Annotated in this window: 11 protein-coding genes; 5 read left to right on the top strand and 6 right to left on the bottom strand. The window is 39.0% G+C overall.

The annotated features are described in order from the left end of the window. Nucleotides 1-43: 43 nt before the first annotated feature. On the bottom strand, nucleotides 44-703 hold the full coding sequence (locus ACXIUD_RS14400; RefSeq protein WP_458053342.1) for a Crp/Fnr family transcriptional regulator: 660 nt from the start codon (nucleotides 701-703) through the stop codon (nucleotides 44-46). Nucleotides 704-988: 285 nt separating this feature from the next. Between ACXIUD_RS14400 and ACXIUD_RS14395 the strand changes: the two genes are divergently transcribed. After that, a complete protein-coding gene (locus ACXIUD_RS14395) occupies nucleotides 989-1813 on the top strand; it encodes a universal stress protein (protein WP_458053341.1) in 825 nt (274 codons plus the stop codon). 63 nt (nucleotides 1814-1876) lie between these two features. Here the strand turns inward: ACXIUD_RS14395 and ACXIUD_RS14390 are convergent, their stop codons facing one another. From ACXIUD_RS14390 to ACXIUD_RS14375, 4 genes are all read right to left on the bottom strand, one after another. Further along, nucleotides 1877-3382, bottom strand: coding sequence for an alpha-amylase family glycosyl hydrolase (locus ACXIUD_RS14390; RefSeq protein ID WP_458053777.1), 1506 nt, complete (start codon nucleotides 3380-3382; stop codon nucleotides 1877-1879). Between the two features lie 105 nt (nucleotides 3383-3487). Further along, nucleotides 3488-4549: a class II fructose-bisphosphate aldolase gene (gene fbaA, locus ACXIUD_RS14385; RefSeq protein ID WP_458053340.1), complete on the bottom strand. Its 1062-nt coding sequence runs from the start codon at nucleotides 4547-4549 to the stop codon at nucleotides 3488-3490. A 15-nt stretch (nucleotides 4550-4564) separates the two neighbouring features. After that, nucleotides 4565-7345 carry a DUF4961 domain-containing protein gene (locus ACXIUD_RS14380; RefSeq protein ID WP_458053339.1) on the bottom strand — a complete coding sequence of 927 codons (2781 nt, stop codon included), beginning with the start codon at nucleotides 7343-7345 and terminating at the stop codon, nucleotides 4565-4567. Nucleotides 7346-7432: 87 nt separating this feature from the next. Continuing rightward, complete coding sequence (locus ACXIUD_RS14375; RefSeq protein WP_458053338.1) at nucleotides 7433-8503, bottom strand: SusF/SusE family outer membrane protein; 1071 nt, start codon at nucleotides 8501-8503, stop codon at nucleotides 7433-7435. Nucleotides 8504-8852: 349 nt separating this feature from the next. Between ACXIUD_RS14375 and ACXIUD_RS14370 the strand changes: the two genes are divergently transcribed. From ACXIUD_RS14370 to ACXIUD_RS14355, 4 genes are all read left to right on the top strand, one after another. Then, nucleotides 8853-9881, top strand: coding sequence for a LacI family DNA-binding transcriptional regulator (locus ACXIUD_RS14370; protein ID WP_458053337.1), 1029 nt, complete (start codon nucleotides 8853-8855; stop codon nucleotides 9879-9881). Nucleotides 9882-10065: 184 nt separating this feature from the next. Beyond that, nucleotides 10066-12492 (top strand): glycoside hydrolase family 31 protein, encoded by a 2427-nt coding sequence (locus tag ACXIUD_RS14365; RefSeq protein ID WP_458053336.1) that lies wholly within the window; start codon nucleotides 10066-10068, stop codon nucleotides 12490-12492. A 20-nt stretch (nucleotides 12493-12512) separates the two neighbouring features. Then, nucleotides 12513-13847 (top strand): MFS transporter, encoded by a 1335-nt coding sequence (locus ACXIUD_RS14360; protein ID WP_458053335.1) that lies wholly within the window; start codon nucleotides 12513-12515, stop codon nucleotides 13845-13847. Between the two features lie 13 nt (nucleotides 13848-13860). Further along, nucleotides 13861-14733: an ABC transporter substrate-binding protein gene (locus ACXIUD_RS14355; protein WP_458053334.1), complete on the top strand. Its 873-nt coding sequence runs from the start codon at nucleotides 13861-13863 to the stop codon at nucleotides 14731-14733. Here the strand turns inward: ACXIUD_RS14355 and ACXIUD_RS14350 are convergent. Further along, entirely contained in the window at nucleotides 14676-16667 is a 1992-nt protein-coding gene (locus ACXIUD_RS14350) for a tetratricopeptide repeat-containing sensor histidine kinase (protein ID WP_458053333.1), read from the bottom strand. The genes ACXIUD_RS14355 and ACXIUD_RS14350 overlap by 58 nt on opposite strands. Between the last annotated feature and the right edge of the window lie 7 nt (nucleotides 16668-16674).

Genomic DNA, 16674 nt, shown 5'->3' with positions numbered 1-16674 from the left:
GCCTTTTTAAAATGGCGGTCTTTTTTGCTTTTAATGATTAAAATTAATCTTTCATAATCAACTCCTCAAAATCATCCCGAATGTAAATTACGTTTCTACCTAGTTCGATCCATTTCTTTTTTTCCAACTGCTTTAATAACCTAGAGATCACCTCCCTCGAAGTACCTAACTCATTTGCTATTTCTTGGTGTGTAATCGTCAACTCGTTAGTTTTATGCTGCTTCATTTTGGTCACAATATAACGCATCAATCGCTCATCCATACGCTTAAACGCAACAGCATCCAATGCTACCAACATTTCTTGAAATCTAGCTTGGTAGGTCGTGGCAACAAAATCTTTCCATTGCTTGTATTGATCGGTCCACTCTTCGTGCTTTTGAAGTGGTATGCCCAGAATAACAGTTTTATCTTCTGCGACTGCCTTAATTTCTGAAGGCTTGGAGGCCGAGCAACAAGTTAATGAAAGTGCACAGGTCTCTCCTGGTTCTAAGTAATAAAGAAAAAGCTCTTTTCCATCCTCATCCATGCGCATGATTTTGATTGCCCCTTCTAAAACTACAGGCACCATTTTTATGAATTGCCCAGGCTCTGTGATAATCTTGCCCGCTGCAAACTCATGGATATTCCCAAAGTCCAACATGGCCTTCAGTAGATTAGGATCCGTAATATTGGGTAATTTATGCTTTAACTCTTCGACTTCCATAAATAAATTTTTTCGAAAATAAATCGGTATTCGGGCTTAAGATAGTGATAAAGGTTACAAAAAAAAAGGCAGGAAAAACTTTCCTGCCTTTTTCACACCACTAAACCTATGTTTATCACTAAGCGCTCAAATTCATTGAGTGTACTCGCAAATTGATACCTCAAAAATACTGGCTGAGTCACTTTTGGGGTAGAATAAAAATCATGATTTGATATGATTTTGATCAGGAATTTTAAAGGAAAATTAACGGAAATTCGGATATCCAAAACAAAAAACCCGAAAGCCATGAAGCGACTCATTGTTCCTATTGACTTTTCCACCTACTCGGATAATGCTTTTTTGACAGCAATCAAAATAGCTCAAAAGTCCAATGCTACGATCACTTGTATCAATGTGGTGAGTACTGAACTGGATTGGAAAAACCTATCGCCCGAAAGAAAAATAAAATATCCACACATCATAGACCTAGAGTCAGAAGCCAAAGATAAATTAAAGGCTTTTGTATTTGACCATCAATTGCATGGGGTACCGGTAGAACCGGTTATTGAAGTGGGCGTACCACATGAAGAAATCGTCCTAGTTGCTCAAAAACACCAAGCAGACTTAATTGTCATCGGAGCCTATGGCATGGGGCATACCAAGGATAAATTCATCGGTTCAAACCTTCAAAAAGTATTACGAAATGCCGCTTGTCCGGTATTGGCTGTCAAAAAAGTCATGAATGGAAATGATCTCCGAAAAATGGCTTTTGCCTCCACCTTTGAGGAAGACAGTAAACCTGCATTTATGAAGATGAAACCCTTTTTCAAGGACTTTCAGGCTTCTATTCACTTCCTGTATGTCAATACACCACAAGATTTCATCACTTCCAAGGAAGCGATGAGCAAAATGGACAAATTTGCGAAGGGCTTAGAAGATCTCACTATCCACAAACAGATTTATTGTCACAATGAAGCTGAAAAGGGAATTCAGGAATTTGCAGAAGAAAACAAAATCGGATATGTGGGATTAGCTTCCAACAACAGAAAGTCAAAGACTTCCTATATCATTGGAACAACTGAAACAGTCCTATTTAAATCAGATGTCCCAGTGCTTAGTGTAAAATTGTAAGCTAATGGATATATAAACAAAAAAACCGCTGTTACAAGCGGTTTTTTTTATGTTTTTCAATGGCTATTTCAGAACAGCGCTGCTATACGCTGACAAAATCAACTTACCTTCATCAATTTTTGCAGTACCCAAAGAATAAAGAAAATGATCATATTCATCTGGCAGATTGAAGGAAATTTCTGTATCCCCAATATTATGTACAACAAATAACGATTGATTTTTATAATCTCGGAAATAAGCCATCACTTGTTTTTCAATCTCTCCTTCATACAAATTCAAGTCCCCTAAAGCCAAAGCACGATTAGTATTCCGTAGCTTGATAACCTCTTTATAATGGTTAAAATAAGATGTAGACATGGACTTCTGAATCGCTAATGGGGTTACCGTTTCGTCTGTGCTATACTCTGGCTCTATCCAACGTGTTCTTCCTTTATCATTATTTTTCAGATCCCAAAGAAAAGGCTCACGGATATGTTCGTCAGGCTTTTTGCCTAACATCCCTATTTCCTCTCCATAGTACAAGTACGGAGCCCCTGGCATAGTCATCAAAATGGCTATCGCCTGTTTTAATTTTTTGGGATTTTCATCCAAAGAGTTTAATAAGCGCTCTTGGTCATGGTTAGAGGAGAATGTAGCATCAATAAAATCCTTGGTAATACCTTGGTAGAAGTCTAATACTTCTTTCTGTTTTTTGGCAAGCAACATACCATCGCCTTTGCGATAGGATTCGATTAAGGTATAATGGAAGTCGAAATTAAATAATGCAGGAAGTCCAGGAAGGTAAGGTGCAACGATTTCTTTGCGATCATACACCTCTCCTACTAAGTAAATATCAGGCTTTATCGCAGTCATTTTTTCACGAAATTCCTTCCAGAAAGCATGATTATCCTCCGGTCTGTCGTCTGGAAAAATATGCTTGGCTGCATCTAATCGGAAGCCATCCACACCAACTTCTTCTAACCAAAATCTTCCGATTTCATAAATCTCTTCACGTACCTTGGGATTATCAAAATTCAAATCCGGCATACCACCCCAGAAAAACCCATAATAATAATCTTCTCCAAAACCAGGGTCATGCCATTGACGGATATTATCACTATCCAAGGTGATGGTTTTTTTATTGATAAAGTCCGCTATGGTATCTTTTTGAGCCCATACATAATAGTCTCTGTAAGGGTTATCTCTGTCTTTTTTGGACTCAATAAACCATGGGTGTTCTGTACTTGTGTGATTAATAATCATATCAATCACAATTTTAATATCCCGCTTATGGGCTTCTTTGATGAGATTTTTAAAATCTTCCAGAGTCCCATAGTCAGGATGAATTTCTTTATAATCGGTCACATCATATTTATGATAGGTAGGCGATGGCATGATTGGCATAAACCAAATAGCATTCGCACCTAACTCTTTCACATGATCCAATTTTTTAATGACGCCATTAATGTCTCCTATCCCATCCCCGTCAGAATCGTAAAATGACTGAATAAAAATTTCATACGTTACGCCCGCATGGGGCCAATGATTTTCAACCTCTCCTGAACCAACGCCTCCACATGATGACAACATTCCCACGATAATGGAAAAAGCAATACCCTTTAAATACTTCATAATCCTTAAGAAACAGAAAAAGCCACTTTTCGTGACTTTTTCTGAGGTTTTAAAGTCTAATAATTAGTTTCTATTGATGGCATTCAACATATCGAATGCAAGTTCTAAGCGCTTAATAAAGGTCTCTTCACCTTTTCTTAACCACACGCGTGGATCGTAATACTTTTTATTTGGACTATCAGCACCTTCAGGATTCCCTAGCTGAGTTTGCAGATATCCTTCATTTGACTGGTAATAGTTCTTAATTCCTTCCCAGAAAGCCCACTGCTGATCCGTATCAATGTTCATTTTGATAGAGCCATAACTATTGGCCTCTCTGATTTCTTCCAAAGAAGAACCGGAACCTCCATGGAATACAAAGTACACTGGCTTAGGGCCTAATCCATGCTTTTTACTAATATAGTCTTGGGAATTTTTCAAAATCTCAGGTTTCAAACTGACGTTTCCTGGCTTATATACCCCGTGAACATTCCCGAAAGATGCTGCCACAGTAAATAAATCAGAAACCTCTCTCAATTGCTCAAATGCATAGCAAACTTCTTCAGGCTGCGTGTATAGTTTACTGCTATCAACGTCTGAATTATCTACGCCATCTTCTTCACCACCGGTGATACCCAATTCTATTTCAATAGCCATTCCTAGTTTTGAAAATTCCTTAAAATATTCAACGGAAATTTCCAGGTTTTCATGAACAGGCTCTTCGGAAAGATCCAACATATGACTAGAAAACAAAGGCTTTTTGAAGGCATCATAATACGCTTTTCCTTCTGCTAGAAGACCATCAATCCAAGGGAGTAATTTTTTGGCAGCATGGTCTGTATGTAAGATTACAGGTACACCATACGCTTCTGCCATTCTATGCACATGCATTGCTCCAGAGATACCTCCTGCAATCGCTCCTTTTTGTCCTTCATTGCCAAGACCTTTGCCAGCAAAAAACTGAGCCCCTCCATTCGAAAATTGAATAATTACTGGAGAGTTCACTTTTTTAGCAGTTTCCAATACTGCATTCACCGTACTGGTGTTGATTACATTTACAGCAGGCATTGCAAACTCAGATTCTTTGGCATAGGCCAACAAATCTTTTAGCTCTTCACCGTACTTTACACCGGGTTTAAATTTCATGGTTTTTGTTGTTGATTACTGTTTCAAAAATCGTTTCCTGATAACCGTACGATTATCATTGATCTCAAATATATAAAGACCCGATTTAAAATCCTTTAAATCCATTTGTAAAATATTATCTCCACCTGAAAAAACCTGTTCGGTTAACACAGCTCCCGTGACATCAATAACACGGTATTGGAAAGATTCCATACCATCCGGAATGAGAATATTTACTCGATCCTGAGCGGGTACAGGGTATATTTTAAGTTGAGATGAGTCAATTTCAGGATTAATAGATAATATCGGATCCTCCATTAAAATTCCTTTCTCAGGTGTTGGTAAAGGCTGATTAGTGAATAAAAGGAACTCATTTGCTCGCAATCTAAATGCTCTGGAATTACCAGTAACAGTAACCTCTTCTCCTGTGAAATAATTATAGTAGGTACCTGGTCCAGGGAAGCTTAAATTAGCACTGTTCAAATCTGTAAGTCCAAAATTACCATGAAGGATCACCTGAAAATCTCCATCCACCAATCGAATGGACTTGAGAGGCTGTGCCAAATTTAAGATTGCATTATCTGGATTATTGAAAGCATTATGTTCATTCTTCAGTTTGATCATTGCCTGATACAATTTAAATAGGCGCTGACGTTCTGGATTATCCAAATACTCCCATCGTGTTGGTTTGATACCCAAGCGATCATTATTAAGCTCTAAATCATATCCAAATTCTTCAAACTGCCAGAGCATTTTTGGGCCTGGAATGGTAAAGAAGAAAGCCGCCATCAATTGATTTCTGTTGACTGCATTGGTCAAATTCCTAATATTCAATGGTGTTGTCGCTCCAAATGTAAGTGATTCCCACATCGTTCGCTCCTCATCATGGCTTTCCATGTAAGTAACCAAGTTATTTTTGGCCCATCCCCTTGTCTGAAAATAGCCCCAATCAAAGTTTCTATTTCCTCCTTTGGCTATTTCACGGAAATTAAAGTTTTCATTCCCCCAAAACATCATCCCATAGTCTGCTAACTCCCTTTCTTCTGAATTATCTGCAAAATGCTCCAAAATCACGTAAGCATCAGGATGTGAACGTTTAATATTGTCGTAGATGTTTTTCCAAATGGCAATTCTAGACTCATCCCGCTGACTCCAAAAACCAACATCATCCCCGGAGTTTACCTGCGTAAATCCTTTACTCAGGTCAAATCTATAGCCATCAAACTTGTATTCTGTCAACCAATAATTATTGACTGAGTCTACAAATGCTTTGGTGTAGGGACTCTCGTGATTGAAGTCATACCCTACGTTAAATGGGTGCTTAGCTACTCTATTCAACCAAGGATTATCCTCGGTAGGAGCGCCAAAATCACCATCATTGTACAAGCGTACAAAAGGATTTTGACCAAAAGCATGGTTTAAAACCATATCCAATATCACCACCATATCTCGCTTATGGGCCTCATCAATCAGTTCTTTTAAATGATTTCTTGGACCATAAAACTTATCGACTGCAAAGAAAAATGACGGGTTGTATCCCCATGAGATATTTCCCTCAAACTCTTTGATAGGCATTAATTCAATCGCATTGATTCCCAAATCTTTCAGGTAGTCCAATCGCTCTATAACAGCTTTGAATGTCCTACGCTCATCAAAATCCCTTACAAGCAGTTCGTAAACAACCAATTCTTCCGGCTTAGGCTTTTTATAATCGGTATATTTCCACTCATAAGGTTCTTGGGCTGTCTGAAGGAAGGTTGCCTGAAACTGTGTTTTACCAACCGGATAAGGTTTAAGACCGGGGTATCTATTTTGTTGGATGATTTCTGTATCCAAGAATGGATCGGATATTTTATCCGCATAAGGATCTCCAATCCGTATTTCACCATCTACCAAATATTGAAATATATATTCCTCCTGTGGAGTCAAATCCTCAATCTTCAACCAAAAAAGTTCTCCATCAGGAGTGAGATTCATTTGATAATCGGCTAAGACTTCCCAATCATTGAAGTCTCCTATGACAAAAACGTTTTTCTTTTTAGGTGCTTCCAACACCAATATTACTTCTGTATCCGAGATATAATTAATACCCCTTCTAACCCCTTCTGGCAAGGGCATTCTTGGGCTTGGACCTACTACGTTGATTCGTGCTGTAGCTTCAGCAGTATCACCCCCACTTTTGGCAATAGCTTTTAATTCAAATTCTCCAGCTTCAACGGCTGTGAAGGTATACTCTAAATTGGAGACTTCTTCCCCGAAGGCAACTCTTGCTCCATTGAGCTGGATTTCCAAATCAGAGACTTCATTCGCAACTATCCGCACCAATTGTTGCTCTCCAATTTCCAATAAAGTCGTAGAGCTACTCGGTTGCTGAAAAGTGACTTCAAATCCTTGGCTTAAATTGACAAAAAAGTCTTGGTTGGTAGCGGTTTTTCCTTCTAAATTCCCACTGGCATTTCTGAAAACCATTCCCAATCTGAAAATGGTTTGATTGGGGTTGATGTCAAAAAAATCGTTTGGCGTCAATTCCCATTCCCAAATGTTTTCATCCACTTTGGTCATGCGGGCATCAGGATTGGAAGTCCCCCACTGAAAAGGAACTATCGCCCAAGTGGTCGAGGTAGGTCCAGCTACTACCGCACCTATGTGGATATACACGGGTTCAACGCCCCTAAGGCCTGTTGTTCCTTGTGTGGCATCGTAAATTATTTTTACTTTCTGATTAGCCCGTGGAAACTCAGGGATTGTTGTAACCTGAGCAAAAGTGAGGGCGCAATAGCATACACTTAAAAATAAACTTAAGAGAACTCTTTTCATACAAATGTAATTACTAACTGTGGCAGCGTGGGAATAGAATAAAAAAGGCTACCTGATAAGAGTAGCCTTTTTTATCAAGGTTAATTTTTATTGCTCGATCAAGATATATCTACCATCCAAGGTATTGAACCAGATTAAGTAGTTACCAGCTTCAGGGATTGGAATGTTTGGGCCATCCTGTACGGCTTTTCCAGAGATCGCCGTATTGGCACCCCAGTTAACTGCCCAATCATTATCCGCTCTAAATTTCATTTCTCCTTCTGTAAGTGTGGCAGTGATTTTCCATATATGACGGTCAAACGTAAAACCAGTCATCGCCGTAGAAGCATCCCATCCGTTTGCAGTCGCAGACCCAATAATGCCCACAGTGCCAAAGGTTCTATCTGTAGGGCCATCAAATGGAACTAAACTAAATGTTCCATCAGATAAATCAACCGTAAATGTGTAGAAACCAGCAGAAGGAACAGAAATCACTTCTGGCTCGTTGTCACCATCATTCACTCTGATAGTAGTGCCATCATCAGTACCCCATTGAGGTCTCCACTCACCTTGTACTTCAAGCAATTTGAATGCACCCTGAGCAAAGAAACCAGAATAAACATACAAATCAGGATTTTCAGGATCCCTGAATAAAGCAGGATTTTGATTGTTATTATTCCATCCTGGCTTGGTAGCGTCTCCCACTAGAAATAAATTCCTTAAAATCTCAGCTGCTGCATATGTTGAAACTGTAATAACAGAGGTTGGACCAACTAGCGGTGATAGAGACCTTGAAGTAGAAGCTCTAACTCTGAACTCTAAAGCACCTGATTCACCTGCCAAGATACCTTTGGCAATAGCTCTTCTATTCAAAACATCACCACGCACCTCAATAGTAGTCGTCTCAGAAGAAGCTACATCTAATGGGCTGGAGAAATTTGCTCCTTGTCTATCTACTTGAAGCGTATATAATACATCGGTAGGCACTCCAAAGTCTGCTGGAGAAACAGTAAACGAAATCATAGCAGCAGAATCAGCCTCTTCAATCACAATGGTAGATGGAGCTGACAAAATGCTGGAACCTGACTGAGGAATGATGGGTGGGTTGTCAATATCACCACAAGACCAAAATAAGGGCAGTAGCAAGGCTACCAAGGATAGTTTAGTAAGTACTCTCATAAATTAGTAGTTTTGGTATTCATTTGGATTTATTTTTATTGGTTATTTACAATTTTTTCTTCATTTTGGCTAAAACCAAATAAATAGAAATTACATTTCTCTATTTCGAATGGATTCAAGCACATGAAATATTAGCAAAAACTTAACGTTATACCAAATAAAAGGGAATCTAATTTCAGAATTAGTTTATGCAAACGTCACCGCAAACGTTTTCCATGACTAAAAAATGTTTTCACAAATGGGGTTTTAACGCAAAACCAAACCTATCGGGAACTTTTTTTTGATTTTCGAAAAAGTGAGTTTCCGCAAATAATTTTTATATTTAGGAACTTAGAAAAGTATAATTTTTATGAAATTAGGTCAAGCTACTATAAAGGATATTGCTAAAGAGCTCAATGTGAGTTTATCTACTGTATCCCGCGCACTCAAAAATTACCCCGGAATCAGCGAGGAAACAAAAAGACGCGTAAAAGAGACAGCAGAAAGATTGAATTACCGACCTAATGCGGTAGCTTTAAGTCTCCGGCAAAGTAAATCTTTTACCATAGGAGTCATCATACCCGAAGTTGTTCATTTCTTTTTTTCCACAGTTATTAGTGGAATTGAGGAAATCGCTTATGCTAATGGTTATAATGTAATCCTATGTCAGACGAATGAAAAATACGAACGCGAGAAAAGCATCCTAGATACCATGCTGGCTAATCAAGTTGATGGTCTACTTGTTTCTTTTTCAAAAGAAACGGAGGATTTCTCCCATTTTACCAAACTAATTGAACTTGAATTACCAATAGTATTTTTTGACAGAATCCCTACAATAGAGAACTCGGTTCATGTGACAGTGAATGATTTCCAAGGAGCATACGATGCTGTCTCGCATTTACTCCAACAAGGATATAGAAAAATAGCACATATCTCTGGCCCTGAAAATCTCACAATCACCAAGCAAAGAAAAGAAGGTTACCTAAAGGCAATCAAAGACTTTGATCCAACCATCTCTTACTTTAAAATTCTGGAGTGCCCAAGTGGAAATGAAAAAGAGAGTTTTGAATTAGTTAAAAACCTATTCACAAATGAAGAGGAAAAACCTGATGCTATCTTCGCACATCATGATCTGGCTGCTGCAGGAGCATTAATGGCACTGAAGTCATTGAATATAAAAATACCAGAAGAAGTCGGCTTGGTTGGATATTCCAATTGGCAATTTTCATCCATGATTGATCCGCCATTGAGTACAGTATCACAGCCTGGAGAATCCATAGGTGAGACTGCAACAAAACTATTGTTGGATTTGATCAACAAAAATGGAAACCCTGAATCCCTTTCCAAAAGTGTTATACTTGATACAGAATTAATCATCCGAAAATCTTCCAGCAAATAAAATCTTCTATGAAAATTAAACTTTTTGTGCAAACGTTTGAATATTCGAAAATTTAAAAAACAGCCACTTTTGAACAAACTATGAGTAGTAAAATTCAATCTCCCTTCATTGCGGACACTTTTTTACTTCACTTTTACTACTTAATTTTAATTGATTCCTTCAACTCAATCATAACCAAAAACCAATGAAGTCAGCCTCTCAGCGCTCAATAAGCAAGCAAAATTTAGCTGTTGGTAATGTTAATTTTTGGAAAAAAACAGATCGTGGCATCAGCGGAGAAACTGAACATGCTTTTTTCCAATTGACCGTTTATGCGGACCATACCATCAGAGTCCAAATAAGTAGAGAAAATAGTTTTTCCGGCAATCCATACAGTGTCATTTCTCAACCTGAAAATTCTGATTTCACTATTACCGAAAATGAAGGCAACATTACTTTGCAAACCTCATTCATCCAATGTGAAGTGAATTTACAACCCTTTCATCTTACCTTTCTAGATAAAACTGGTAACATCCTCAATCAAGATGACCCTGCATTTGCTGTTTCGTGGTTAGGTACAGAGGTGACGAATTATAAAAAAGTTCAGGCGGATGAGAAATTCATAGGACTAGGAGAAAAGACAGGAGGGCTTAATCGGGCTGGAAGCGCTTACACCAATTGGAACACCGACTATTTCGGTTACGGTGTAGGAGACGACCCGCTTTACATGAGCATTCCTTTCTACATTGGCATTCATCAAGAAAAAGCTTACGGTATTTTCTTTGATAATACACATAAAACCATTTTTAACTTTGGGGCCTCGAATAACCGCTTTATTTACTATTCTGCAGATGATGGGGATATGGACTACTACTTTTTCCATCATGAAACAGTTGCTGATATCATTCAAGCTTATTGTCAATTAACAGGAACAATGGAACTCCCTCCTCTTTGGTCTTTGGGCTTTCAGCAATGTAGATATTCTTACTATCCTGACTCGGAAGTATTAACTTTAGCAAAGACCTTTCGGGATAAAAATATGCCAGCAGATGTGATTTACTTGGATATTCATCATATGGATAAATACAAGGTGTTTACATTTGATCCAGAAAAATTTGCCGATCCCAAGCAAATGATTGCCCAGCTAAAAAGTTGGGGGTTTCGGGTGGTAGTCATCATGGACCCTGGCATCAAAACTGAAGAAGGTTACACACCATATACCGATGGCTTAGCAAAAGATTTGTTTGTCAAGTACCCCGATGGAACCATCTACGAGGGGCAAGTATGGCCCGGTTGGTGTGCTTTCCCTGACTTCACCAAAGGAGAAACCAGAACTTGGTGGGCCGAGCAAATGGAGTTTTATAGAAATGCCGGTGTGGATGGATATTGGACCGATATGAACGAACCGGCATCCTGGGGACAGTTTACTCCTAATTTGATTGAATTCTCTTACGAAGGGGAAGAAGTATCTCATAGAAAAGCAAGAAATATCTATGGCTTCCAAATGGCCCGAAGTGCCAAAGAAGGGGCTGAATTTCAAAATCCAGAAGAACGAGCCTTTGTACTAACAAGAGCTGGCTTCTCCGGTATCCAACGCTATGCAGCAGCTTGGACTGGTGACAACGTTGCGAGTGATGAGCACATGTTGGCTGGAATTCGCCTGGTAAATAGCCTTGGTCTGAGCGGGGTTTCATTTGCCGGATATGATGTGGGAGGATTCGCTGGAGAAGCTTCCAAAGCTTTGTTTGCCCGTTGGATGAGTGTGGCTGCCTTTGCACCTTTTTACCGGGCACACAGCATGATCAATTCCAATGATGCAGAACCTTGGGCCTTTGGAGAAGAAGTGGAAGAAATTTCCAGAAATTACATGAAGCTAAGGTACCGCCTACTACCGACCATTTACAGTAGCTTCAAGAAAAGCTCAGATACAGGACTTCCTATTTCCCGAAGCTTGGCGATAGACTATTCCTTTGATACTAAAATCTATGAATCAGCTTTTCAAAACCAATACCTTTTCTGCGATCAACTATTAATCGCACCAGTAGAAAGCTTCAAAGAAATCACTAAGGTTTACCTGCCAAAAGGAGAATGGTATTACCTGTTTGATGACCAAAAACATACAGGAAACCAAGTAATTTATCAGGACTGCCCACTTAATTACCTACCTGTCTATGTCAAAGGTTCTGCAATTTTGGCCCTACAATCTGATGTAAGCCATACCGCTGACGCTACTGATGGCATCTTACAACTACATGTATATCAAGGACAAGAGTCTAATACATACATACATTATGAAGATGACGGGATATCCAAAGCTTATCTTGATGGCACTTACCATAGTAGACAGATCACTTGGAATCCTCAGGAAGGGACTTTGCTAATCGACACAGCAGAAGGTACTTACCCAAGCAAATTTGAGAAAATAGCCATCTACATACATGGAAGAGAAATAACTAAGGCTCATATTCACGAACAAAGAATAGAACTGGGTAAAGAAACAGTCTCTTTCCTTGGGAAATTAACCGAGTTTGATCCATTACCCGAGTATTTACATCCCTACTACGAAATCAAAGATGTTCCTTGCATAGAAGTAAGCAATACTAGGGACGCAATTTTGATACATTTACCATAACCCACCAACCATCATCCTTTATGGAACAATCTGAAAATAAACCAAAGCTTAGTTTCTGGCAAATCTGGAATATGAGCTTTGGATTTTTGGGAATTCAATTTGGATTCGCTTTACAAGGAGGATTTATGTCCCGAATTTTCCAAACACTAGGTGCTGATAAAGATACCATTCCAATTTTATGGATTGCTGCACCTTTGACAGGCTTGATTGTACAACCGATCGTGGGTTATTTATCTGACCGAACATGGCATCCACGCTTTGGAAGAAGACGGCCATTTTTCCTGATTGGTGCCATTATGAGTACCATTGCACTTTTCTTTGCCCCCTACTCCAGTGCTTTGTGGATGGCAGCAGGCGCTTTATGGATATTAGATGCCTCTATCAACATCAGCATGGAGCCCTTCCGGGCTTTGGTAGCTGATAAACTCCCAGACTCTCAACGCTCCTATGGTTTTGTGGTACAAACATTAATCATCGGGGTAGGAACATGGGTAGCAAGTAACCTTCCATGGATGATGACTCAACTAGGAGTCTCCAACACTGCTGCACCAGGAGTCATCCCTGATTCTGTAAAATATGCATTTGCTATAGGGGCCCTTATCCTTTTCACCTCTATTTCTTACACCATTTTCACTACGGATGAATATCCTCCAGAGGATTTGGAAAAATTCAAGCGTGAAAAAGAAGCAAGCAAAGGATTCTTCAACGGTGTTAGTGAAATTTTCAATAACATTGCAGGAATGCCTTCAGTGATGCTCAAACTTGGGGTGGTTCAGTTCTTTTCATGGTTTGCATTTTTCACCATGTGGTCTTTTGCCACACCTGCTATCACCGAACACGTTTTCAAAGCAACGGATACGAGCTCAATAGAATATAATAATGCAGCAGATGCAGTAGGAAATTATTTGGGAACATACGGCTTGGTTTCCATGATTTTTGCTTTGACCTTGGCATTTATCACAAGCAAAGTAAAAATCAATCGAAAACTCCTCCACATGTTTTCCCTGTTTGCCGGTGGCATCGGTTTTATCAGTATTTATTTGGTCCAAGAACCTTGGATGCTTCATATTTCATTTTCCTTGGTAGGTCTCGCTTGGGCAAGTATTCTATCTATGCCTTATGCCATGCTCTCAAGTTCAGTAGATCCGAAGAAAATGGGCGTTTTCATGGGCATTTTCAATATGTTCATAGTCATCCCTCAAATCGTAGCAGCTGTCGGCGGTATCAATTTTATGTACAAGCTACTATTCGGAGAAGAAGTGATTTTCACGATGGTTTTGGCGGGAACTTCCCTAATTTTGGCAAGTTTGGCTAATCTACTGATTACCGACCGAAATGTAACCCACGACGGTTAATCTTAGAAAATACATGAAGCAAATCAGAATTACTGGAGTTCCCGAACATTTTAATATCCTTTGGAAAAAATTAGTCCAAACGCAGCCATTTTTGGAGCAGGGATATGAATTGCTATGGCTCGATGAACCGAAGGGGTCGGGAGCTATGAATTTAGCGCTTCGTGAAAATCAAACAGATATTGCAATTGTATTAACAGAAAGCTTTGTGCGGGACAAGATAGATGGGAATCCCGCTTTGATTACCGACTGGTACGTTTCGTCTCCCTTAACCTGGGGGATACACGTACCAGTAAATTCTGCGTATGCTAAAATCAGCGACTATAAAAATCCTCCAATTGCCATTTCTCGATATGGATCGGGTTCTCACTTGATGGCTTATTTATTGGCTAAGCGTGAGCAATGGGATTTGAATAAATTGAAGTTTGAGGTACTTCACGACTTAAAAGGTGCAATTGCAAATGCTCAACATGGAGGCCAACATATTTTTTTATGGGAAAAATTCACTACCAACCCTTATGTAGAGCAAGGTATTTTCAAAAGGATCGGAGAAATTCCTACTCCATGGCCCTGTTTTGTAACGGTTGCTAATGAAGATTTCTTAAATGAACACCAATACCTCATGCATCAGATTCAACAAGCTATTAAAAATTCAGCTCAAGAGTTGAAAAAAGATGCGCTAACTATTTCCGAAATCAGCAAGGCATACAACTTGTCGGTGGCGGATGTGGAATCATGGATTCAGCAGACTTCTTGGGCTGTCAACAACGAAATACAAAGTTCTGAATTAGCAAATGTCATGGAAGTACTTCGATCACTGGGTCTAATATCTCATGAACTCCCCGTTTCTTCGCTTGTATCCACTAAACTATCTACCTTATTGCCATAATTTCCCGCAGCAAAAAGTAAGCTTACTTTTGTACCTTTCCCCAATTCACTTTCAACCTGAAGCTTGCCATCTATTTTGGAGATAAACTCGTTGATAAGGGAATAGCCTAAGCCAGTTCCGGACTCTTTATCTGTACCTTCATTGGATCCAACCAAGCTCTGATAGGTAGACATAAGTTCCTTGACTTTTCTTGAACTCATTCCTTGCCCACTGTCTTTGATCGTAATGCAGGCAATGGAATCATTCAAAGAGGACTTAATCGTTACTACGGAATATCTATTGGAAAACTTGATAGCATTACTTAGTACATTCCGAAGAATAAGTGTCAAAATATTTTTATCTGTTTCAATTGTCAACGATTTATCCACGTCAATCTCGATCAATACATTCTTCTCTTCGGCCAAAAAGCGTAACAAGTTGAAAGCTGCCTCCACACATTCAATCATTGGCACAGGTATTTTTTGAATATTGAAACCTTCCATTTGAGATATAGACCAAAAAAGTACATTATCTAAGTTTATATAGAGATCGTCCACATTGCGTAAAATATTTTTATGAATTTCTTCAAACTCTGATTTTGACAAATCCTTATCTACAATCAATTGCAATACGCCCTTCAATTGAGCTACTGGCGCTTTAAGATCATGCCCAATGATGGAAAGTAATTTATTTTTAGTAGTATTTGCCAGCTCCAACTCCTTTGAATTTAGCTCCAAATCAACTTTTTGCTTCTTTACCAAATCTGTTTCCAATAAAAGTTGTTGATAAAGCATGTTTTTACTTCGGTTTAAAAAAGTCATCCAAAGCATCAAAGTAATCAAAATGAATCCTGCTACCACACCTAGAAAAGTAAATCGTTGATAAAGTTGTAGCTTGATATTTTTCACCTCAGATTCTGCCTTCAATGCAGTTAATTCAGCATCTGCTCGATCCACTTCAAACATTCCTTGGATAAGTTTTAATTTATCCTTGTCACTTGCTTCCTCTCGAACTTTGTTCAATGTCACATATTTTTCCAAATTGACAAATGCTGCTGGTACATTCGAAAGCTGATCGTACACAAGGTACAGGTTGTAATACGTTTGAATCAATTCATCTTGAAACCCACCTTCCTCTGCAATGACTCTTCCTTTTTCAAGTAATTCCACAGCTTTGGAATAATTTCCCAATAAAAAATACGCTTTCCCCAAGCGATGAAAAACGGAAGATTCGAATGAGTGTAACCGTTGATGACTGGCTTCAGTTAAGGCACTTTCATACACATCAATTGCCTCCTGAATTTCATTTTTTGCGAGCTTGACATCTCCAATGACACGCATGGTAAAGCTTGTAAAATAAATAGAACCTGATGCTTTATTCTGCGCGAGCGCTTCATTCGCATATACAAGTGCAGAGTCCAATTCATTCAATTTTGAATAATTCAAAGCTATATTGTTAAGGCTCCGAATGACAGTATATGTATCATCAACTGATAGTGCAAGTTCGTATGCTTCTTTAAAATAGCTAATGGCTTGTATGTAATTGGTCTGTTGATAATACAAGGCACCCAGGTTATTGAGCACCATAGCCAAATCCGAGCGGTTTTTGGTGGCCAAACCAATTAAGTAGGCATCTTTTGAATAACGAAATGCCAGATTCCAGTTACCTTTTCTGTAGTGAATCCATCCCATGTTTCCCTTAGCCGTGCCCAAGGCAGTACTATCATTTAATTCAATAGCTAAAGACTCAGCAGAAAGCGCATATCCCAAGGCTTTATCTAATTCACGCTCTCGCAACAAAAACGTGAGTTGATTCAACGCCTGCAATTTTTCGGATTTATTTGTTGCCTCTAATACAAAAGAAGCCAAAGAATCTATTTCCTGATTTTGCTGAGCAGCAATAGGCCTGTAAATCAGCGCTATACCAATAATTACTGTCCAAAAAAAAAGTTTCATGCTGTGT

The sequence above is a fragment of the Mongoliitalea sp. genome (genome assembly GCF_054166905.1).
This window is presented reverse-complemented; position numbering and strand designations above follow the sequence as displayed.